The organism is Paenarthrobacter sp. TRD_SC_7, assembly GCF_056156245.1.
In genome coordinates, this window is the sequence record NZ_CM149587.1 from 1,050,635 (window position 1) to 1,067,653 (window position 17,019).

Annotated in this window: 23 protein-coding genes and 1 pseudogene; 16 read left to right on the top strand and 8 right to left on the bottom strand. The window is 62.3% G+C overall.

Annotated elements, in window-relative coordinates; translation table 11 throughout:
* Nucleotides 1-11: 11 nt before the first annotated feature.
* The 3 genes from AC0J5Z_RS05240 to AC0J5Z_RS05250 all read right to left on the bottom strand — a co-directional run bounded on the left by AC0J5Z_RS05240 (nucleotide 12) and on the right by AC0J5Z_RS05250 (nucleotide 2,097).
* On the bottom strand, nucleotides 12-425 hold the full coding sequence (locus tag AC0J5Z_RS05240) for a hypothetical protein (RefSeq protein ID WP_475037918.1): 414 nt from the start codon (nucleotides 423-425) through the stop codon (nucleotides 12-14).
* A gap of 615 nt (nucleotides 426-1,040) precedes the next feature.
* Nucleotides 1,041-1,649, bottom strand: a complete 609-nt coding sequence (locus tag AC0J5Z_RS05245; protein ID WP_475037920.1) for a hypothetical protein — start codon at nucleotides 1,647-1,649, stop codon at nucleotides 1,041-1,043.
* A 163-nt stretch (nucleotides 1,650-1,812) separates the two neighbouring features.
* Entirely contained in the window at nucleotides 1,813-2,097 is a 285-nt protein-coding gene (locus AC0J5Z_RS05250) for a hypothetical protein (RefSeq protein WP_475037921.1), read from the bottom strand.
* Nucleotides 2,098-2,261: 164 nt separating this feature from the next.
* Between AC0J5Z_RS05250 and AC0J5Z_RS05255 the strand changes: the two genes are divergently transcribed.
* The gene (locus tag AC0J5Z_RS05255; RefSeq protein WP_475037923.1) at nucleotides 2,262-3,209 is read left to right on the top strand and encodes a type IV toxin-antitoxin system AbiEi family antitoxin domain-containing protein; all 948 of its coding nucleotides are present in this window, start codon (nucleotides 2,262-2,264) and stop codon (nucleotides 3,207-3,209) included.
* A gap of 92 nt (nucleotides 3,210-3,301) precedes the next feature.
* On the opposite strand, the gene AC0J5Z_RS05260 is transcribed toward AC0J5Z_RS05255, so the two are convergent.
* A complete protein-coding gene (locus AC0J5Z_RS05260) occupies nucleotides 3,302-3,841 on the bottom strand; it encodes a COG4315 family predicted lipoprotein (protein WP_475037925.1) in 540 nt (179 codons plus the stop codon).
* A 145-nt stretch (nucleotides 3,842-3,986) separates the two neighbouring features.
* Here AC0J5Z_RS05260 and AC0J5Z_RS05265 point away from each other — a divergent pair, with 145 nt between their 5' ends.
* Both AC0J5Z_RS05265 and AC0J5Z_RS05270 read left to right on the top strand, forming a co-directional pair.
* Nucleotides 3,987-4,484 carry a sigma-70 family RNA polymerase sigma factor gene (locus AC0J5Z_RS05265; RefSeq protein WP_178995943.1) on the top strand — a complete coding sequence of 166 codons (498 nt, stop codon included), beginning with the start codon at nucleotides 3,987-3,989 and terminating at the stop codon, nucleotides 4,482-4,484.
* Nucleotides 4,481-5,155: an anti-sigma factor family protein gene (locus tag AC0J5Z_RS05270; RefSeq protein ID WP_475037927.1), complete on the top strand. Its 675-nt coding sequence runs from the start codon at nucleotides 4,481-4,483 to the stop codon at nucleotides 5,153-5,155. Before AC0J5Z_RS05265 ends, AC0J5Z_RS05270 begins: the two co-directional genes overlap by 4 nt.
* Nucleotides 5,156-5,158: 3 nt before the next feature.
* On the opposite strand, the gene AC0J5Z_RS05275 is transcribed toward AC0J5Z_RS05270, so the two are convergent.
* From AC0J5Z_RS05275 to trmB, 3 genes are read right to left on the bottom strand one after another with little or no spacing between them, the layout of a single operon-like run.
* Nucleotides 5,159-5,653 (bottom strand): type II toxin-antitoxin system RatA family toxin, encoded by a 495-nt coding sequence (locus AC0J5Z_RS05275; protein WP_475037929.1) that lies wholly within the window; start codon nucleotides 5,651-5,653, stop codon nucleotides 5,159-5,161.
* Nucleotides 5,653-6,042 (bottom strand): hypothetical protein, encoded by a 390-nt coding sequence (locus AC0J5Z_RS05280; protein ID WP_475037932.1) that lies wholly within the window; start codon nucleotides 6,040-6,042, stop codon nucleotides 5,653-5,655. The genes AC0J5Z_RS05275 and AC0J5Z_RS05280 overlap by 1 nt, the downstream gene beginning before the upstream one ends.
* A 21-nt stretch (nucleotides 6,043-6,063) precedes the next feature.
* Nucleotides 6,064-6,969, bottom strand: coding sequence for a tRNA (guanosine(46)-N7)-methyltransferase TrmB (gene trmB, locus AC0J5Z_RS05285; protein WP_475037934.1), 906 nt, complete (start codon nucleotides 6,967-6,969; stop codon nucleotides 6,064-6,066).
* Nucleotides 6,970-7,587: 618 nt separating this feature from the next.
* Here trmB and AC0J5Z_RS05290 point away from each other — a divergent pair.
* From AC0J5Z_RS05290 to AC0J5Z_RS05300, 3 genes are all read left to right on the top strand, one after another.
* Complete coding sequence (locus AC0J5Z_RS05290) at nucleotides 7,588-7,809, top strand: hypothetical protein (RefSeq protein ID WP_475037936.1); 222 nt, start codon at nucleotides 7,588-7,590, stop codon at nucleotides 7,807-7,809.
* A gap of 71 nt (nucleotides 7,810-7,880) precedes the next feature.
* Entirely contained in the window at nucleotides 7,881-8,009 is a 129-nt protein-coding gene (locus tag AC0J5Z_RS05295) for a hypothetical protein (RefSeq protein ID WP_475037937.1), read from the top strand.
* Nucleotides 8,006-8,569 carry a hypothetical protein gene (locus AC0J5Z_RS05300; RefSeq protein WP_475037938.1) on the top strand — a complete coding sequence of 188 codons (564 nt, stop codon included), beginning with the start codon at nucleotides 8,006-8,008 and terminating at the stop codon, nucleotides 8,567-8,569. Before AC0J5Z_RS05295 ends, AC0J5Z_RS05300 begins: the two co-directional genes overlap by 4 nt.
* A 125-nt stretch (nucleotides 8,570-8,694) precedes the next feature.
* Here the strand turns inward: AC0J5Z_RS05300 and AC0J5Z_RS05305 are convergent, their stop codons facing one another.
* Entirely contained in the window at nucleotides 8,695-8,952 is a 258-nt protein-coding gene (locus tag AC0J5Z_RS05305; protein ID WP_475037939.1) for a metal-sensitive transcriptional regulator, read from the bottom strand.
* 122 nt (nucleotides 8,953-9,074) lie between these two features.
* Here AC0J5Z_RS05305 and AC0J5Z_RS05310 point away from each other — a divergent pair, with 122 nt between their 5' ends.
* The 10 genes and pseudogenes from AC0J5Z_RS05310 to AC0J5Z_RS05355 all read left to right on the top strand — a co-directional run bounded on the left by AC0J5Z_RS05310 (nucleotide 9,075) and on the right by AC0J5Z_RS05355 (nucleotide 17,005).
* Nucleotides 9,075-9,695 (top strand): rhodanese-like domain-containing protein, encoded by a 621-nt coding sequence (locus AC0J5Z_RS05310; RefSeq protein WP_475037941.1) that lies wholly within the window; start codon nucleotides 9,075-9,077, stop codon nucleotides 9,693-9,695.
* Nucleotides 9,695-10,591 carry a sulfite exporter TauE/SafE family protein gene (locus AC0J5Z_RS05315; protein ID WP_475037943.1) on the top strand — a complete coding sequence of 299 codons (897 nt, stop codon included), beginning with the start codon at nucleotides 9,695-9,697 and terminating at the stop codon, nucleotides 10,589-10,591. The genes AC0J5Z_RS05310 and AC0J5Z_RS05315 overlap by 1 nt, the downstream gene beginning before the upstream one ends.
* 25 nt (nucleotides 10,592-10,616) lie before the next feature.
* Nucleotides 10,617-10,958 (top strand): rhodanese-like domain-containing protein, encoded by a 342-nt coding sequence (locus AC0J5Z_RS05320; RefSeq protein WP_475039562.1) that lies wholly within the window; start codon nucleotides 10,617-10,619, stop codon nucleotides 10,956-10,958.
* A gap of 30 nt (nucleotides 10,959-10,988) precedes the next feature.
* Nucleotides 10,989-11,285, top strand: coding sequence for a rhodanese-like domain-containing protein (locus tag AC0J5Z_RS05325; protein WP_475037947.1), 297 nt, complete (start codon nucleotides 10,989-10,991; stop codon nucleotides 11,283-11,285).
* A gap of 67 nt (nucleotides 11,286-11,352) precedes the next feature.
* Nucleotides 11,353-11,715: pseudogene (locus AC0J5Z_RS05330) on the top strand (thioredoxin family protein).
* A gap of 4 nt (nucleotides 11,716-11,719) precedes the next feature.
* Nucleotides 11,720-12,070, top strand: a complete 351-nt coding sequence (locus AC0J5Z_RS05335; RefSeq protein WP_475037950.1) for a rhodanese-like domain-containing protein — start codon at nucleotides 11,720-11,722, stop codon at nucleotides 12,068-12,070.
* Nucleotides 12,071-12,220: 150 nt separating this feature from the next.
* Nucleotides 12,221-13,630: an MBL fold metallo-hydrolase gene (locus AC0J5Z_RS05340; protein WP_475037954.1), complete on the top strand. Its 1,410-nt coding sequence runs from the start codon at nucleotides 12,221-12,223 to the stop codon at nucleotides 13,628-13,630.
* 106 nt (nucleotides 13,631-13,736) lie between these two features.
* Nucleotides 13,737-15,023: an MFS transporter gene (locus AC0J5Z_RS05345; protein WP_475037955.1), complete on the top strand. Its 1,287-nt coding sequence runs from the start codon at nucleotides 13,737-13,739 to the stop codon at nucleotides 15,021-15,023.
* 278 nt (nucleotides 15,024-15,301) lie between these two features.
* Nucleotides 15,302-15,478 (top strand): hypothetical protein, encoded by a 177-nt coding sequence (locus AC0J5Z_RS05350; RefSeq protein ID WP_475039566.1) that lies wholly within the window; start codon nucleotides 15,302-15,304, stop codon nucleotides 15,476-15,478.
* Between the two features lie 249 nt (nucleotides 15,479-15,727).
* Nucleotides 15,728-17,005: a CynX/NimT family MFS transporter gene (locus AC0J5Z_RS05355; RefSeq protein ID WP_475037956.1), complete on the top strand. Its 1,278-nt coding sequence runs from the start codon at nucleotides 15,728-15,730 to the stop codon at nucleotides 17,003-17,005.
* Nucleotides 17,006-17,019: the final 14 nt, after the last annotated feature.

A 17,019-nucleotide genomic window follows, 5' to 3' on the forward strand; every position in this document is an offset into this window, starting at 1 on the left:
GGTGGTGCCTCCTACTTGGCCAGCCACCTAGCATCCGCCCTTAGGTCGGCGGCACGGCGGGCAGCGGCGCGGCGGGTGTTCCTCGCATCAATATCTGACCGGGCCTCGTGGCTGGCTACCGAGCGAGGGGACTTCGCCTTGGGGAGAGGCAGCTCGAGCGGGAAGCCTGCGTTCGGCCCGGTGCGGATGCGGTGGCCCACGAGGCCAGCGCGAGTGAGCATTCCGATGTAAACGCCGGCGTCATGATTGTTGAGGTTGAGTGCCGAACGCATCTCCCACCACGTACGAAAGACGGTGGTGCTATTGCCCTCCAGATTGTCCGCCAGCCACTGGGCAACTTTGCGGTCAGCTTCAGAAAGGCTGGGAGCAGCGCGTACCGCAGAAAGCCAGCGGTGCTTAAAGAGATTGGTAACTGTGCCGTTCACTTTGATGTCCCTTCTTGGAGCCATCCCCAGGTCTTGCCCTGAAGGATGACACTGATTGTCTGTTTGCTGACGTGGTAGCACTTAGCCAGATCGGCCAGCGTGATCACGCCCGGCAGGTAGCTGGCTCGGATGGTGAGCACCTCCTCTGTCGTGAGTTTGTGACTGGGGTGCTGTTCCCCTTGAAGGCAGGGCATAGGCTCGCTCGCTCTCTAGATAGGGTGAAGTTGGTTGACTACTGGGGAAACAACAGAGGCAGGCACTTGGCCTGCCCTGTTTTCGCTCTCAATGAGTTATAGGTAGCAACATTCATCGATCTGTTGCAGGTAAGCAGAAAAACACTTCGTGTTTCCTGCTATGCGGTAGCTAGTGGGCAACTCGTGCCGCCCCCCGTAGGTCCCCCGTAACTTCCTTCTGATGGAAGCAACCTCTACTTGTCTTAGGGTTGGAAAACCTGCGTGCTGTCTAATGCGCTATGAAAATCTCACATGCTGAGACGTGCTGCACTATGCCTGAATCTGATACGTACTGCACTGTGCCTGAATAAACTCAGGCTTTCCGTAGTTGTTCAGGCACAGTACACACCTTGACGCGATCTTCGCAGAACCTCCTGAGAATTTAGCGCGTCCAGATGGCAATGATGAATGAAGCTGTGCCCAGCGCAGCGGCCACCAGAAAGGCCAGGGAACTCGCGGGAAGCATGTAGGAATCCTTTCTGTCCCGGGAGTCCATGCGGAGTGTGATGTCGTGGAGGTGTATCTTGAACGTCGGATGAGGCCGACCTTCGCAGACGTATGAGGCCCGCAGGACGTAGCCCTTTGGAAGAAGCGTCGGCGCCAGTTCGACGACCGATTCCCCCGCCATTTCTAGTCGGGCATCGACGGTGTCTACATTCGCGCTCTGGGCGATTTCCGCAAGGATGGGGACTTGGAGGTCGATTCGGACCGGCTTGGCTCCGTCAAAATTTGCCGACGGTATGTCGGCACGTCCAGTGGAACTTATCGCGACTGTGACGAGATAAGGCTGGGCTACGGTGCGACCGTCATAGGCGACGCTCAGCTTATCCAGACCCTTTGCCCTTGAATTAACCAAGGGTGCTGGCTCCACTGAATATGTGAACTCTCGCCTTGGGTTGCGCTTCCTGTCCAGGTGGATGGCGACCCAGATAGCCCCTCCGCCCACAACCAGGGAAACGATGATTGCGACCAGGGCGAGAAAATCCGTCATGGGTATAGCAAAACATGGTGATCCACTATCGGTGAATACAGAGGAGCTTGAGTACAGGGAGCCCTTGGCAAGGATTTCCTGTACGCAAGCTATCTGCTGGAATCATCTTCTATAGATAAGAGGCTGTTAGGGTTCCCGTTTCCTAACACCCTCCGAAAATATCTCATATGTTGAGACCGCCTTCGGCGCTAGTGGTGCGCAGGCACTTACCCCTCTCGGGGTAGCCGAACATCTCCCACGAGACTGCGTATTGCGCATAGCCCGTGATGCCGTGTTCGTCGCGCATCCAGTCGCGGAGCTCGGCGTCGTTCTTCAGGCCCTTGGCGCGGCCCGCTTCGGCCCACCAATGGACGTCGTGTCCGGACTTGCGAAGAAGCAACGCCTGGTTGCTGTCCACCATGGTTTGCCACGTCCTGGCCGCAGCCTTGAAGTTAGAAGTCTCGCCCATATCCCGATCGTAGCCGGGCCTGCTCCTGACTTCGCTGGAAGCGTGCTCCCTCGTGCGCAAACTTTCGGCGTCTTCGCAACGTTCCCGCGTCCTCGGCGCTCGGATTTCCACATAGCGGGGCAGCCCCCTTCAGCGGCTCGATGTGTTGTCGCAATGCTGAATCGATGGAGCCAACATCAACTGAAAATGCCGTCATGACAGTCCGCCCGCTACCTGTGCGCGGGTACATGTGGAGAACCGATGAGTTACTCCGTTTCGGGCTCAACAGTAGAAAAATCAAGGCCTTAGTGGACGTCGGCGAACTGCATCGCTTGAGGTATGGCTGCTACATCAGGGCCAGCAAGTGGAACGCTCTGGGTCCGAGGAGGCAGGCCAGAGAGCGGATCGTGGCACACGCGCATGGGACACTGACCACGTCAACAGGTGGGTTCGTCTATAGCCATTTGTCGGCGGCACGACTCCATGGTCTCTTCGTGTGGGGTGTTGATGACAAGGTGCATGTCCTGCACCAAGCCAGGCCATCCTCCGACCGCTGGGGCAAGGATGTTCGGGGACACACAGCAAGCTTCACCGAGGACGATGTAGTGCAGGTTCAGGGTTTGCGGGCGACCACACTCGAACGCACCATCTTTGACAGTGCCAGGATGCTTAGCTATCCCAAAGCACTAGTGATTGTGGACCATGGTTTGCGTGTCGGCGCCGACGTCAGCGCAATTGCCGATTTGGTAGCGGTCGCCAACGGAAAACGGGGAATCCGCACCCTGCGGAAGGCTTTGGACAACGCAGACCCGCGGTCCGAGTCTGCCGGCGAGACGCTGACGCGTGAGTTGATGCAGAAGCTGCGCATCAAGCCCCCGCAGCCACAATTCGAGGTGCAGTCCCGATTGGGTCGCCATCGCATGGATTTCGCTTGGGAAGAGGAAAAACTGGCTCTGGAGTTCGACGGTCGAACCAAATACTTCGACTTCAAACCGACGGACGAGGTCATCTTTCAAGAACGACGGAGGGAAAAGGCACTGGCAGAGGAGGGCTGGCGGTTTATCCGAATCGAGTGGAAGGACCTTTTTCAAGAGCGCGCCTTCAAGGAACGCATCCTTCGGGCGCTCAGGTGATCAGTCCGGACTGCGAGTTCGTGGGAACCCTGCCTGTTCGCGAGGAACCTTTCGGCGACATGGCAGGCTTCCCGCGATCTCGGTGCCACGCGTCAGTAGCCCGAACCCGAAGCGCCTTTGATCATCTCCCCGGATGGGCTCACCAAGTACCAGACCCCGCCCACCCCTTGGCCCGTGACGTCGCCGGGAGCTTTGTCCTTGGCGTAGTAGTACAGCGGCATCCCATTGAGGGTCACGTGCTTCTTCCCGTCCGGCGACGCAATGGTTCCCACAGTCCCGGTGACTCCTTCAACGGTGGGGGTGTCCGACGTCGTAGTGAAAATAGGCCACGCGTCCAGGCAGGCTTCCGTGCAGGCGCTGGTTCCCGAGTCCTTGACGTCCTTGGTGAAGAAGTAGAGGCTCATGCCCTTGCTGTCCGTCACGATCTGACCTGCGCTGGAGGACGACACCTTCATATCGGGGCCGGCCGCAGTGCCGGAATCCACAGTCGGGGACGCGGAGGTAGCTGCTGCAGAGGAAGTAGCCGCGGGAGGTGGTGCGGAGGTAGCGGTGGTTCCAGGACTCCCGCCACACCCGGCCAAGGCGGCGGTTAGGATGAACGCACCGAATCCAAAACTGAGTCGTTTCTTCATTTCTAGCTCCTTTGACGAGCCGGCCGGGATAGACCGGCGCTAACCCCTACGACGCCGGCGGGGGAAGAATGGTTCATGGGGCTGAACCTTTTCGGTGCGTGCGTCGTCGTATAGGCGAAGGGCCAGCTGATAGAGGGAGGTGGCTATGCCGTTGGATGAAGACGTGGTGGCTGCGATCTACCGCGACCATGGCACGGCTCTGAAGCGCTTCGTTCTCAGCTGCACGTCCGACGCCCACCAAGCCGACGATGTTGTTCAGGAGACCATCCTCAAGGTGTGGCAGCATGCCCCGCAGATCACGGGGAGCTTGCGCAGCTACCTCTTCCGGACGGCCCGCAACGTCATCATCGACAACTATAGGAAGGCGCAGCGCCGCCCCGCCGAAGCCGGCGAGCAGGACCTGCCGGACCATCCTGCAACGGAACGCGTTGACGAACTCCTGAACCGGGTCCTCATGGAGGAAGCGTTGCTCCGGCTCAGTCACGAACACCGCCAGGTTTTGGTGGCCCTCCACTATCAAAGGTTCACCGTTAGCGAGGCAGCACTGCAGCTGAACATCCCGGCGGGAACCGTGAAATCCCGGGCTTTCTACGCTGTGAAAGCCCTCCGAACGATCCTTGATGAAATGGGGGTGGAACGATGAACGGCAACTCCGTCCACCAATTGCTGGGCGCTTACCTGCTGGGTGGGCTCGAGCCCGACGAAGCACGCACCTTTGAGGATCACCTCGCCAAATGCCTTGAATGCCGCCACGAGTTGGAGGAACTCGAAAGCCTGCCCGCGTTGCTCGACGCGGTTCCACGGGCTGACGCTGTCGCACTTACTGTCGCTGGCGGCGCGCATGCGCTCGCACCCTTGGAACCGATTCCTGCAACGATTCCCGAGAAGGTTCTGGTGGACCTGTCGGTCCGCAGGCGGAAATCACGACGGCGGTGGGCGGCTTTGGTGGGCGCGGTTGCCGCTGCTTGCCTTGCGGTTGGTTTCCTCGCCGGGCCCTTGCTGAACCAGCCCCCGAAACCGGATGCAAGCTATTCGGTCCAGTCGGAAACCGGATTGCAGTTGACTGTGGGCATGGTGAAAAAGAACTGGGGCACTGAACTCGCTGTGGAGGGCCGGTCCATGCCGCTGGAAGGCACCCTCTATCTGTGGGTGAAGGGTCGTGACGGTGCCGAAGAACGCACCTGTGGTTGGACGGCTACTCAGAGCGGCCGGATCAAGATCACGGGTGCCACTCCGGTGCAGTTGGCTGGCATCGCCGGTGTTGAGCTCCGTGATGAAGCAGAGAAAACGGTAGCCTCGATTTCGGTGCCGTAAACCTTAGCGGTCCGTGACCCCTGTGCCCTGGGCGCGTAGTTCCGCAACCAGGGCCCGGTCTTCGCAAGCCCGGGCGAACGCTTCGATGCGACGCTCAATCTCCCGGCCCAGAAGCCAGCTTCCGATCCTCTCGGCCAATGGCTTCAGCAACGCCGGGCGGCAGGAAAAGGTGTACTTCCAGACTGCCCGGGTGCCGCCGTCGTCCGGGGTGAACCGCCAGCCGCCGCCGAAATTCTCAAAGAACCAAGGCCCGGACACCATGGTCATACCCACATTTCGTGGAGGAGCGTAAGAGACGTACTCACTGACCATCTTCAGGCCCATGCGGGAGACAGTCCGCGTCCTGACGCCCTTGCCAGCAACCTTGGCCCCATCCAAAAAGGCTTGAGCGGAGATGAACGGATCCCATTTAAGCCTGAACTCACCCGTGGTCTGTGAGAGGGCGAAAGCGGTCTCGGGATCCAGCCGGATCAGCCGCTCGGCGCGTACCTGCGGCATTAGGATCCCTGCCCTGCGCCGAGTACCAGGAACACCATGAAGGCAACACCAAAGACGTTGACCGCCATGATCGCCAGCCCGATGATCCCTGTGATACGTCCCGCGTTCATGCGCCCGGCGCGGAATACGGCGATCAACCCACTGACCACAGCCACGATAGCCAGCAGGACCGCGACTCCCGCCAAGATCAGTGCACCAAACCACCAAGCGTCGTTGCCCTGGTTGTAGCGGCTTATCGACGAGGCGATAGCCGCAATGCCCAAGGGAATGCTCACTACGGCCGCGATCGGGGAGAGGACAGCGGCAACGATGCTCGTGATGCCGGCGCCCAGGCCCTGTGTGCCGGAACGTGGCTGCTGGTGGTAGTCGATCGGCGGCTGATAGCTCATGGTTCCCCCATAGTCCGTTGGCTAAAGCTTGCGGTACGTGAGGTCAAAGATCATGCGCCCGGCCTCGTGGGCTTTGTTTTCAAAGCTTGTCCGGATTCTGCCATCGAACCGGGGAGCCCAGCCGCCTTCTTCATCAACGCCCTCGTTCGGACCGGTGTGCTCGGTGCTGACCGGCGCGCGGCCTTCGCGGACGGGCGCACCACCCACAACAGACTCGACGCCGGACTGCCAGACCTGCGTCAGCGGGCTCTCCTCGCCGCTGCGCTCCCCTTCGTGCATGTTCTCGAACTCTGTGGACCCGGCCAGCACTTCGCGGACGTGCACGGCATAGTTGGACCAGTCTGTGGCGATGCGCCAGTAACCACCCGTTGCGAGAGCCTTGGCAGCTACTGAAGCGAAGGCAGGTTGAATAAGGCGTCGCTTGTGGTGCCGTGCCTTGTGCCAGGGATCCGGGAAGAACACCCAAAGCTCGCTGACCGACCCCTCCGGGAGCATCGACTCGAGAACCTCTGGGGCGTTGGCTTCCACCACCCGCACGTTGGTCAGCCCACGGCTGTTGATCTTGATGATGGTGTTGGCCAACCCCGGGGTGTAGACCTCAACCGCAAGGAAGTCTTTGTCCGGGTTCTGTTCCGCGGCATGAACCACGGCATCGCCCAAGCCCGAACCGATCTCCACGATCAGGGGTGCCTTGCGCCCAAACACAGCCTCGGCGTCGAATGTGTAATCCGGGTGCACGGAAGTGTTGGCAACATGGCGCGGCACCTGAATGGCCCAGCGCTCTGCGTGCTCTTCCCACGCCGCCTGCCTGCGTCCCTGCAGTCGGGTGCCGCGGCGCACAAAACTGACCGGTCGGCCACCGTAGGTTCCGAAGGAGGCCTGGCTGCCGGGCGTGACTGGTCGCGGGGAATCTGGGGTTTCACTCATCCTTTCCAGAATACTTTGGTTCCGGCGGGAGGCTCTGCAGAGGCGGGCTTGGCAGGGGACGTTACGCGATTCAGCAACGTCTCGTGACTTCCGAGGAAGACAACATGCTCAAAGTCTCATGCGACGGCCGCAATGCTGCTCTGGACATGCGACTCGTGGACCCCGCACTGTTCAGCACGGAACCACTACAAAGACCGCGTCTACATCGACCACTCCACCGGGGAACCGGGCCCGTTCCCGCTGCCTATAGCTGGTCTTTTGCGACTACGGCACACCCTCAGACAGGTGGAACGTCTACGGCAAACTCAAAGACCAGCTCCGGCGCCGGGCGTACCCGAACACATGGTCCGGTTCATCCATAAAGCCAAAACGATAACGGGAAGGGGCGGCTGTTTGCAGCCGCCGTTCCGGGCAGATCGCGGTGCTGGTCGGGTCCACATCGAAAATGGGTGTCGGCACGAACATTCAGAAATGAGCCGTGCACCTGGTGGACATGGAGGCCCCATGGCGGCCGGCCGACGTCGAACAACGCCACGGCCGCACCCTGCGCCAAGGCAACCAGAACCCTGAGGTCCGTATCTCCCAAGTCGTGACCAAGGAATCCTTCGATTCCTTCATATGGCAGGAACGGAACGGAAATCCCGGTTCATCAACCAGATCATGCGCGGCCGCCTCGACGTCAGGGAAATCGAAGACATCGGGGACAGCACCCTGAACTTCGCTCAAGCCAAAGCCATCATCAGCGACAACCCGCTGGTCCTCGAAAAGCCGTCGCGGACCAGGAACTTGCCCGCCTCAGCAGCCTGGACAGGGCGTGCAACCGCAACTTGGTCGCGGTGAACCACACCAAACGCGGAGAATAAGCTTCAGCTGACCTAGCAGCCCAAGACCTGCCTCTAATCCACGCCGCGGTGGCACGGACGGTGGACACCACCGCGGACGCCATCAAAGCCACCATGGGCGGCCAAACCCTCGACAACAGGACGACGCTGCCGAAGGTCTCCGGGCATGGGCAGGCAGGCAGGGACACCGGCTCATGAACCTCTACGGATATGACGAGCTCGGCACCATCGCCACCCTCGGCGGTCACGAGCTGCGCGCCAAGCTGGTCCCTGGCCGCGAACTGGACCATGCCACCGTCGAAGTCCGCATCGAGGGCGTGCCCCGAGCGACTACCCAAATATCCCGTAAGGGCTTACTGGCAGCCGACTTGGGCACGATCAGGCAACTCGAAAACAGGGTGTCCTCCCTGCCACGGCTCGCCGCCGACGTCGAGACACGACGTCAGCAAGCGCTCACCCGCATCGAGCAAGCAGACAATGCGTTGGCGGAACCGTTCAAGCACTCCGCAGCCCTCCAAGCAGCCCAAGACAACACGGCACGCATCGACCAGCTCATGGCCGACGCATCAAAACTGGTAGCACCACCACAGGCCGAATCCGAACCCGAAATCGACCCGCGCCTGGAGAAAATGCAACGCCTCATGAAGGCATCATTCCCGCAACAACCAAGTTCAGCGGCGCCGTGGGTCGGCGCAACGAAAGCCCAGTCAACGACCCTGAACGAGCAGCACCAGCAACGGGAAGGGTACCAACGGTGAACCCGTAAGGGAAGGACAATTAGATGCTTAGGAACGGTCCTTGCTTTCCAGCAGCCGTAGCGGCGTGTTTCTCGGGGACCGCGTGGGCATCATTTTTGCTGCTGGGAACCGCCCAACCGCAGTCCTCAGGCGAGGGAGAGGAAGAGCTTTTCCAGGTCCTTCTTGTCCATCGTTGCGTCTTTTTGGACAATGCACTGCTCAAGGCCCGTTGCGATGATGGCGAACCCTGCCCGGTCCAGCGCCTTCGATACAGCTGCGAGCTGGGTGACGACGTCCTTGCAGTCCCGGCCTTCTTCAAGCATGCGGGTGACTGCCGAAAGCTGGCCTTGGGCTCGCTTGAGCCGGTTGATGACAGGGATCAGTTCTGAGGGATTGAGTTCCACGGGTTTCTCCAACTATTGATAACTTCCCTCAATCTTATACCCCCTAGGGTGTTTTGACTACCCCCGGGGGTATCTGCAATACTCGGTGGGGTATCCACCCGACCCCTTCCGAGAGGCTAACCATGACTTCCGCTTCCGCGGCACCGACCGTTACTGCACTCGCCCCTGAAACCCTCCAGTCCTGGTTCAAAGAGCACCAGGACCTCGTGGTGATCGACGTGCGTTCCGCCGCTGAGTTCGAATCCATGCATGTCCGTGGCTCCTACAACGTGCCCCTGCCACTTTTGTCCGAGCACACCGACGAACTCGCCTCCCGCCTGAGCTCCCGCGTGGTCCTGGTCTGCCAGTCCGGCGTGCGAGCCGAGCAGGCCCGCCAGCGTCTTGCCAAGGCCGGCATCGACACCGCCTACGTCCTGACCGGCGGCGCACCCGGTTTCGCCGCTGCGGGCGGTGACGTGGTCAAGGGCAAGGGCCGCTGGGACCTTGAGCGGCAGGTCCGCCTTGTGGCGGGTTCCCTCGTGGTCCTGGGCCTGGCCGGCGGCAAGTTCATCTCCCCGAAAATTCGGACCATCGCCGGGGTCATCGGCACGGGCCTGACCTTCTCCGCAGCCACCAACACCTGCGCCATGGGCAAGGCCATCTCGGCCATGCCGTGGAACAAGGCCGTCCAGGAACCCACCCGCGAAAGCGCCATCCTCGCCCTGCCCGCCGTCATCAACAAGAGCACGGAAGCCGCAGCCTAATGACAGTCACCCTGCTCCTGGTTCTTGCCCTGTCGGTGGTGATCGGACTCTCGCTCGGCGTCCTGGGCGGCGGCGGATCCATCCTGACAGTCCCGATCCTGGTCTATGTGGCCGGATTCGAAGCCAAGGAAGCGATCGCAGCCTCCCTGTTCGTCGTCGGGGTCACCTCCGCCGTGAGCGTGATCAGCCACGCCCGCGGGGGCAGGGTGATGTGGCGAACCGGCCTGATCTTCGGCGCGGCCGGCATGGCCGGCGCATTCGTCGGCGGCCTCCTGGGCGGGCATATCCCCGGCCAGATCCTGCTCATCGCCTTCGCCATCATGATGGTGGCCACCTCCGTGGCCATGCTCCGCGGCCGGAAAAAGAAGAACGACGACGGCGCGCCGGTCAAGCACGACCTGCCCATTGGGCGGGTCCTGCTGGACGGCACTGTCGTCGGGCTCATCACCGGCATGGTCGGCGCAGGCGGCGGATTCCTCGTGGTCCCGGCACTGGCGCTGCTCGGCGGCCTGCCGATGTCCGTGGCCGTGGGCACCTCCCTGGTGGTCATCGCCATGAAGTCCTTCGCCGGGCTCGCCGGATACCTCACCACCGTCCAGCTCGACTGGGGCCTCACCCTCGGCGTGACCGCTGCCGCCATCATTGGCTCGCTCATCGGCTCCAAGCTCGCCGGCCGCATCCCGGAAGCCGCCTTGCGCAAAGCCTTCGGCTGGTTCGTCCTGGCCATGGGAACCTTCGTCCTCATCCAGCAAGCCCCGGCCGACCTGCAATGGTTCATCGCCGCCGGAGTCGCAGCCCTCGCCGCAGCCACTGCGGGCATCTGCTGGTTCTTCATCAGCTCCTGCCCCCTGCGCAGCCGCACCGGCCGCCGCAGCAAAATCCCCTCACCCGCCTGAACTCATCACCACCAAGGAGAACACCATAGGCCTCATCAGTTCCCTGAAAAAAGCCTTCAGCAAGCCCTACACAACGCTCTCGGTTGCTGAGGCCAAGGACCTCCTGTCCTCAGGCGCCGTCCTGATCGATGTCCGCTCCGCCCAAGAATGGCGCTCAGGACGGGCTCCACAGGCCAAGCACATCCCCCTGGACCGACTGCAAACCAGCCCCGCCGGAATCAATAAGGACAAACCCGTGATCGCCATCTGCGCATCCGGAGTCCGCTCAGCCTCGGCCGCCCGGCTCCTTGCCTCCCAGGGGTACCAGACCTACTCCCTGCGCGGCGGCATGAGCGCCTGGCGCGCAGCCGGCGAACCCATCCGTTAACAACAGCCCACTATTTCGAAGGAGAACCCCATGGCTGAAATCACCATCACCGAAACCGACCAGCGACGCACCAGCGCCCGCATCCTCGATGTCCGCGAAGACTTCGAAGTCGCCGAAGGCATGATCCCCGGCGCCCTGCACATCCCCATGGGCCAACTGCAGGCACGCCTGTCAGAACTGGACCCGGCGGTGCCCGTCATTGCGGTCTGCCGCAGCGGCAACCGTTCAGCCCGCGTGGCCGACGCCCTCAACGGAGCCGGCTTCACCGCCGACACCATGGCCGGCGGCATGACCGCCTGGACCCGCGCCGGCCTCCCCACCACCTGACCCCCTCCGGTCCCCGCCACCCCCAAAGCGCCTTCCACCTACAACGCCCAAAAGGACACGAAAGACGATGGTAACCATCGACATCACCGAAAAGAGCTTCGCCCAGACCCTGGAGAGCAACGAGATCGTCTTCGTTGACTTCTGGGCAGCATGGTGCGGCCCGTGACGCCAGTTCGCCCCCACCTACGGCGCCGCGGCAGAACGGCACCCGGACATCACCTTCGCCAAAGTGGATACCGAAGCCGGACAGGCCCTCGCCGCAGCAGCGAACATCACTTCCATCCCCACCCTGATGGCCTTCAAGGACAAAACCCTGGTCTTTTCCCAGCCCGGAGCCCTCAACGCCACCGGCCTCGAAGAAGTCATCCAGGCCGTTAAAAACGTCGACATGAATGAACTCCGCGCCCAGGCCGGACCCCAGAACGCCTGATGCGATGTCAGAGGGCCATGCGGACCGCACGGTAACGGGAGGCGAACTCTCCACGATGTGGCCCCGCGCCACCCTGGTGGACGTGCGGAGCCGGGAAGAGCATGCCACCGCACACGTACCCGGGAGCCTGAACATCCCCCTGAATGAAGTGCCCTCCCGGCTCGCCGACCTGCCCACCAACACGATCCATGTGCTGTGCGGGTCAGGAAAGCGCAGCATCCAGGCCGCAAGGATCCTGACCGACCGCGGATACCAGACCGTCAACGTGGCCGGCGGGATCACCGAGTGGTACCGGGCAGGCCACCCTGTCACCTATCAACCCATTTCCGGAAAACCCGTCACGGCATCAACCTAGCCACCCCCAGCATGCCTGCACAGGCTCCTGCACAAGCTGTTCCACAGAAAGACGGCCTAGGCCATAACCTGGTTGCAGGATACCCCAGGGGGTATCTATACTGGGTTCAGAACACACCCCAAACCCCTTTCAACCAAAGGAGATCACCAGATGCTTATCGAGCGCATTTACGATGAAGACCTCGCCCAGGCCAGCTACCTGATCGGCTGCCAGGCCAACGGCACCGCCGTTGTGGTCGACGGCCGCCGCGACATCGCCGTCTACCAGGAACTCGCTGAGAAGAACGGCATGAAGATCATCGCCGTCACCGAAACCCACATCCACGCCGACTACCTTTCCGGCACCCGCGAACTCGCCGCCGCCACCGGCGCGAAGATCTACGTCTCCGGCGAAGGCGGACCTGACTGGCAGTACGGATTTGACGGCGAACGCCTCTACGACGGCGACAAGATCACCATCGGCAACATCAGCATCCAGGCCGTGCACACTCCGGGCCACACACCCGAGCACCTTTCCTTTCTGGTTACCGACGGTGCGTTCAGCGACCAGCCCGGCTACCTGCTCTCCGGTGACTTCGTCTTCTCCGGCGACCTGGGACGTCCCGACCTGCTGGACGAGGCAGCCGGCGGGATCGACACCCGCTTCGAAGGCGCAAAGCAGCTCTTCGCCAGCCTGCGGGACAAATTCCTGACCCTGCCGGACTACGTCCAGGTCCACCCCGCACACGGCGCCGGAAGTGCCTGCGGCAAAGCCCTCGGTGCCATCCCCTCCTCCGCCGTGGGTTACGAGCGGCTCTACTCCTGGTGGGGCCCCTACCTCGCAGCCAACGACGAGCAGGGCTTCATCGATGAGCTCCTCGACGGCCAGCCCGACGCGCACGCCTACTTCGGACGGATGAAGCGCGAAAACCGTGAAGGCCCCGCCGTCATGGGAGAACGCGCACCGCTTGAGGAACTGGACACCGCAGACGTCGCGAAGGACCTGGCGGCGGACAAAGTCACGTTCATCGACACCCGCCCCAACAGCGAAGTCCACGAAGGCACGGTAGCCCGATCCCTGAACGTACCGGCCGGGAAGTCCGTGGCCAGCTACGGTGCATGGGTAGTAAACCCCGAGACCGACAAGAACCCTCTGGTACTGCTCGCAGCAGAACAGGAAGAGGCCATGGATATGTGGGACCACCTGGTCCGGGTCGGCATCGACAACGTCGCCGGCTACGTCACCAGCATCGAGGGGCTCCCCCTGACCACCCCGAAGCTGGTCCAGCCAGACGAGCTGCAGGGCTTTGACGCCGCCATGGTCGTGGACGTCCGCAACCGCAGCGAACACACCGCCGGGAACATCCCCGGCTCGTACCAGCTCAGCGGCGGCCGGATCATGTGGCACCTGGACAAGCTCCCCACGGACGGAACCATCGTGACCTACTGCCAGTCAGGCGTCCGGAACTCCGTCGCAGCCAGCGCCCTGCGCCGGGCCGGATACGACGTCGTCGAACTCGACGGCAGCTACGCTGCCTGGGCCGCACAGCAAACGCGACAGAACGCCGTCTCAGCAAAGTAGCCATAAGACGGCCCGGGCAGGACCCCCCTCCTGCCCGGGCCCGCCCGGACGCGTTCCCCCACGCGTCCGGGCACCTTTATGTTCCCGGCACGAAAGCGAGTAAGGAATGGCCAGAACAAAGGCGGAAAGTGCGATGCACTCCACCCGCGCCGCACTGGGCCTGCGACAGAACCTGGCACAGTTCATGCTGCTGGTGGCAGTGAACGCCCTGGTGGGCGGAACGCTGGGCCAAGAGCGCACCGTGCTTCCCCTTCTCGCTTCGCAGACCTTCCACCTGGACCTTTACACAAGCGCCCTGACCTACATCCTCGCGTTCGGTCTGTCCAAGGCCGCGATGAACTACTTCGCGGGCACACTCTCTGACCGGTACGGCCGCAAACCCGTCCTCATCACAGGATGGCTGGTAGCGATCCCCGTCCCGCTCATGCTCATCTATGGCCCGTCATGGGAATGGATCGTTGCCGCAAACGTGTTCCTCGGCATCAGCCAAGGCCTGACTTGGTCCACCGCCGTCATCATGAAAATGGACCTGACCGGCCCGAAACAGCGCGGCCTCGCCATGGGCCTGAACGAAGCAGCGGGCTACCTCGGAGTCGCCGTCACTGCCCTCGCGACCGGGTACATTGCCTCCGCTTATGGACTCCGGCCCGGCCCGTTCCTCCTCGGCGCGGCCTACATCGCCCTCGGGTTAGGCCTATCAGTCCTGACCATTCGCGAAACCCATCACCATGCCAAGACGGAAGCCTCCCAGCACGTCAGTGCACACAGGAGTGCCGACGCCTGCCTCACCACGGGACAGGTTTTCACCCTCACCAGCTTCAAAGACCGCTCACTCTCCGCAGCAAGCCAGGCAGGACTGGTGAACAACCTCAACGACGGCCTCGCTTGGGGCCTCTTTCCGGTCCTCTTCGTCACCTCCGGGCTAAACATGAACCAGGTAGGGATCCTGGCCGCCGTTTACCCCGCGGTCTGGGGCGCCGGGCAGCCCTTCACCGGTGCCGCCTCAGACCGGTGGGGCCGCAAATGGTTCATTGTGGCTGGCATGATCGTCCAAGCCGCGGGACTCGCCATAGTCGCCGCCTCCCACAGCTTCGGGGCCTGGCTCATCGCCGCTGTCCTCCTCGGACTCGGAACGGCCATGGTCTACCCCGCTCTCCTGGCCGCCATAGGGGACGTTGCCCATCCCACCTGGCGTGCACGCTCCGTCGGGGTCTACCGGCTCTGGCGTGACGGCGGCTTCGCCGTAGGGGCACTCCTGTCAGGTCTTCTCGCAGATCTTTATGGGATCCCCGCAGCCATCGCGACCGTCGCTGCACTCACAGCAGCCTCCGGCCTGGTGGTTGCCGTTCGAATGCGCGGCAGCGACCATCCCGCACGGATGAAACTGGTCTAGCACGACGTGGCAACCCGCACGGCTGAGCCCAATGCAAAACTGACGGGACGGCACCCACTCCCGACTGCTGACGTTGTCGACTCTCAGTGAATATCGGGGACGTTTTCTGTAGTGACTTTGGAAGGACAGGCCCGAGCCGGATCTACGTTCGCCCGCTGGATCATTGACGACGCGTCTTCATGGCTTTGAACTGGGCAAATACTTGGTGATCATCTGAACTACCGGATAATCCCGCCAACGGTTATTTTGAATGGCAGAAGACCGAGGATGGCAAGAAGATCCCGAGCTATCGGTTCTCCGAGAAAGAGTCCCTGCTGGGTTTCGGTGGCCTGTTTGAGTTCTGGCCAGGTCCGGAGCTGCCCGAAGACGATTCCGAACGGCGGCTGCTGACCCGGCCCGTCCTGGCCACAACCACCCAGGACGCGCTTGGGCACGTTCACGACGCTCACGGGTGATCATCCCGAAAGATTTCGCAGAATGGCTGGATCCGGACCTGACCGACTAAGCAGACGCCCAATACCTGCTGGACTCCCTGCCTGAACCAACACTGACGCCCCGAATTGTCAGCACCGGGTGAACAATGTCCGCAGTAAGCAGTTCAGAATCGTGAAGGCTGACGCCCTCAGTTCCTAAATGGATAAGTCGCGCTGGTCGCAATCGCCTCATCAGGCAATCCGCGCCCGCCGGCTGACAGAATAGGACGGGTGACCTCCTCCAAGACGCCCGGCTACCGGGAGAAAACCGTCCTCCCTGACATAGCGGTGGACGCAGAGATAGACGAAGAACCAGCCGCGGAACCCACGCAGCTCCGGGGCAAACGGGGCCTCATCTACTTGGGCATCTGCCTGGTGCTGATCGGACTGAACCTGCGGACGGTCTTTTCAAGCTTCTCCGCGGTCCTGCCGGAAATAACTTCCGACGCCGGTCTGCCGGGCTGGGCGCTGGTGGTCCTCACCACCGTGCCGGTTACCTTGCTGGGCGTCTTCGCACCCCTTGCTCCAGTCCTCGCCCGCCGGTTTGGTGCAGAACGGGTTCTCCTCGGAGCCATGGCGGTCCTCACAGCGGGATTGCTCCTGCGGCCTGTAGGCATCCCCGGCGCAGGCCATCTTCCCGCACTTCTCGCTGGGACCGCTGCCTGCGGTGCGGCTATTGCCCTATGCAACGTCCTTCTCCCGGGAGTCGTCAAGCGGGACTTCCCGCAGCGCCTGGGCCTGATGGGCGGCCTCTACACCACGGCGATCTGCGCGTCGGCGGCACTCGGAGCGGGCTTCACGTATCCGGTTTTTGCGGCAACCGGCCACTGGACTTCGGCGCTGTGGTTCTGGGCGGTGCCTGCCGCCGTCGTGCTTTTGCTCTTCCTGCCGTTGGCAATCCGCCAGCCGTCGGTAAAACACCAAGCAGTTCACGGCGGCGTGAACGTGTGGCGGTCAGCCGTGGCGTGGCAGGTGACCATGTTCATGGTGTTGCAGGCGATGATGTCGTTCAGTGTGTTCGCGTGGATGGCGCCCATCCTGCGTGACCGGGGGATCGACGGCGGAACGGCCGGGCTGATCGTGTCGGTGTCCATCGTGCTGCAGATGCTCGGGTCCCTGTTTGCCCCGGCGTTGGCTACGCGTTTCAAGGACCAGCGGATCATCAACATGGTGGTGGCCCTGATGACGGGCGGCGGATTCGCGCTCACCATATTCGGTCCCACGGAGCTCATCTGGGTGTGGACCGGGCTGAACGGGCTGGGCCAGGGGTCACTCACGGCGGTGGCTCTCACCATGATCATGGTCCGGACCCGCGACGCCCATACAGCCGCGCACCTGTCCGGAATGATGCAGGGTGTCGGCTACGGAGTGGGTTCGGTGGGCACGCTGCTGGTGGGCCAACTCCATCAAACTACGGGCGGTTTCGCAGCGGCCGGAATCCTGTTCCTGGTGGTCGGTTCCTTGGCGGCATTCTTCGGATACCGGGCAGGCCGCGACCGCTTCGTTTAACGTTGTGAGGCCCA

Excerpts from the sequence above, each read along its gene's own strand:
- AC0J5Z_RS05290 (WP_475037936.1), top strand. The coding sequence starts at position 7,588 with ATGGCAGGAACGGAACGGAAATCCCGGTTCATCAACCAGATCATGCGC.
- AC0J5Z_RS05315 (WP_475037943.1), top strand. The coding sequence starts at position 9,695 with ATGACAGTCACCCTGCTCCTGGTTCTTGCCCTGTCGGTGGTGATCGGA.
- AC0J5Z_RS05280 (WP_475037932.1), bottom strand. The coding sequence starts at position 6,042 with ATGAGCTATCAGCCGCCGATCGACTACCACCAGCAGCCACGTTCCGGC.
- AC0J5Z_RS05300 (WP_475037938.1), top strand. The coding sequence starts at position 8,006 with ATGAACCTCTACGGATATGACGAGCTCGGCACCATCGCCACCCTCGGC.
- AC0J5Z_RS05345 (WP_475037955.1), top strand. The coding sequence starts at position 13,737 with ATGGCCAGAACAAAGGCGGAAAGTGCGATGCACTCCACCCGCGCCGCA.
- AC0J5Z_RS05255 (WP_475037923.1), top strand. The coding sequence starts at position 2,262 with ATGGAGCCAACATCAACTGAAAATGCCGTCATGACAGTCCGCCCGCTA.
- AC0J5Z_RS05260 (WP_475037925.1), bottom strand. The coding sequence starts at position 3,841 with ATGAAGAAACGACTCAGTTTTGGATTCGGTGCGTTCATCCTAACCGCC.
- AC0J5Z_RS05270 (WP_475037927.1), top strand. The coding sequence starts at position 4,481 with ATGAACGGCAACTCCGTCCACCAATTGCTGGGCGCTTACCTGCTGGGT.
- AC0J5Z_RS05310 (WP_475037941.1), top strand. The coding sequence starts at position 9,075 with ATGACTTCCGCTTCCGCGGCACCGACCGTTACTGCACTCGCCCCTGAA.
- AC0J5Z_RS05335 (WP_475037950.1), top strand. The coding sequence starts at position 11,720 with ATGTCAGAGGGCCATGCGGACCGCACGGTAACGGGAGGCGAACTCTCC.
- AC0J5Z_RS05250 (WP_475037921.1), bottom strand. The coding sequence starts at position 2,097 with ATGGGCGAGACTTCTAACTTCAAGGCTGCGGCCAGGACGTGGCAAACC.
- AC0J5Z_RS05340 (WP_475037954.1), top strand. The coding sequence starts at position 12,221 with ATGCTTATCGAGCGCATTTACGATGAAGACCTCGCCCAGGCCAGCTAC.
- AC0J5Z_RS05325 (WP_475037947.1), top strand. The coding sequence starts at position 10,989 with ATGGCTGAAATCACCATCACCGAAACCGACCAGCGACGCACCAGCGCC.
- AC0J5Z_RS05265 (WP_178995943.1), top strand. The coding sequence starts at position 3,987 with ATGCCGTTGGATGAAGACGTGGTGGCTGCGATCTACCGCGACCATGGC.
- trmB (WP_475037934.1), bottom strand. The coding sequence starts at position 6,969 with ATGAGTGAAACCCCAGATTCCCCGCGACCAGTCACGCCCGGCAGCCAG.
- AC0J5Z_RS05245 (WP_475037920.1), bottom strand. The coding sequence starts at position 1,649 with ATGACGGATTTTCTCGCCCTGGTCGCAATCATCGTTTCCCTGGTTGTG.
- AC0J5Z_RS05275 (WP_475037929.1), bottom strand. The coding sequence starts at position 5,653 with ATGCCGCAGGTACGCGCCGAGCGGCTGATCCGGCTGGATCCCGAGACC.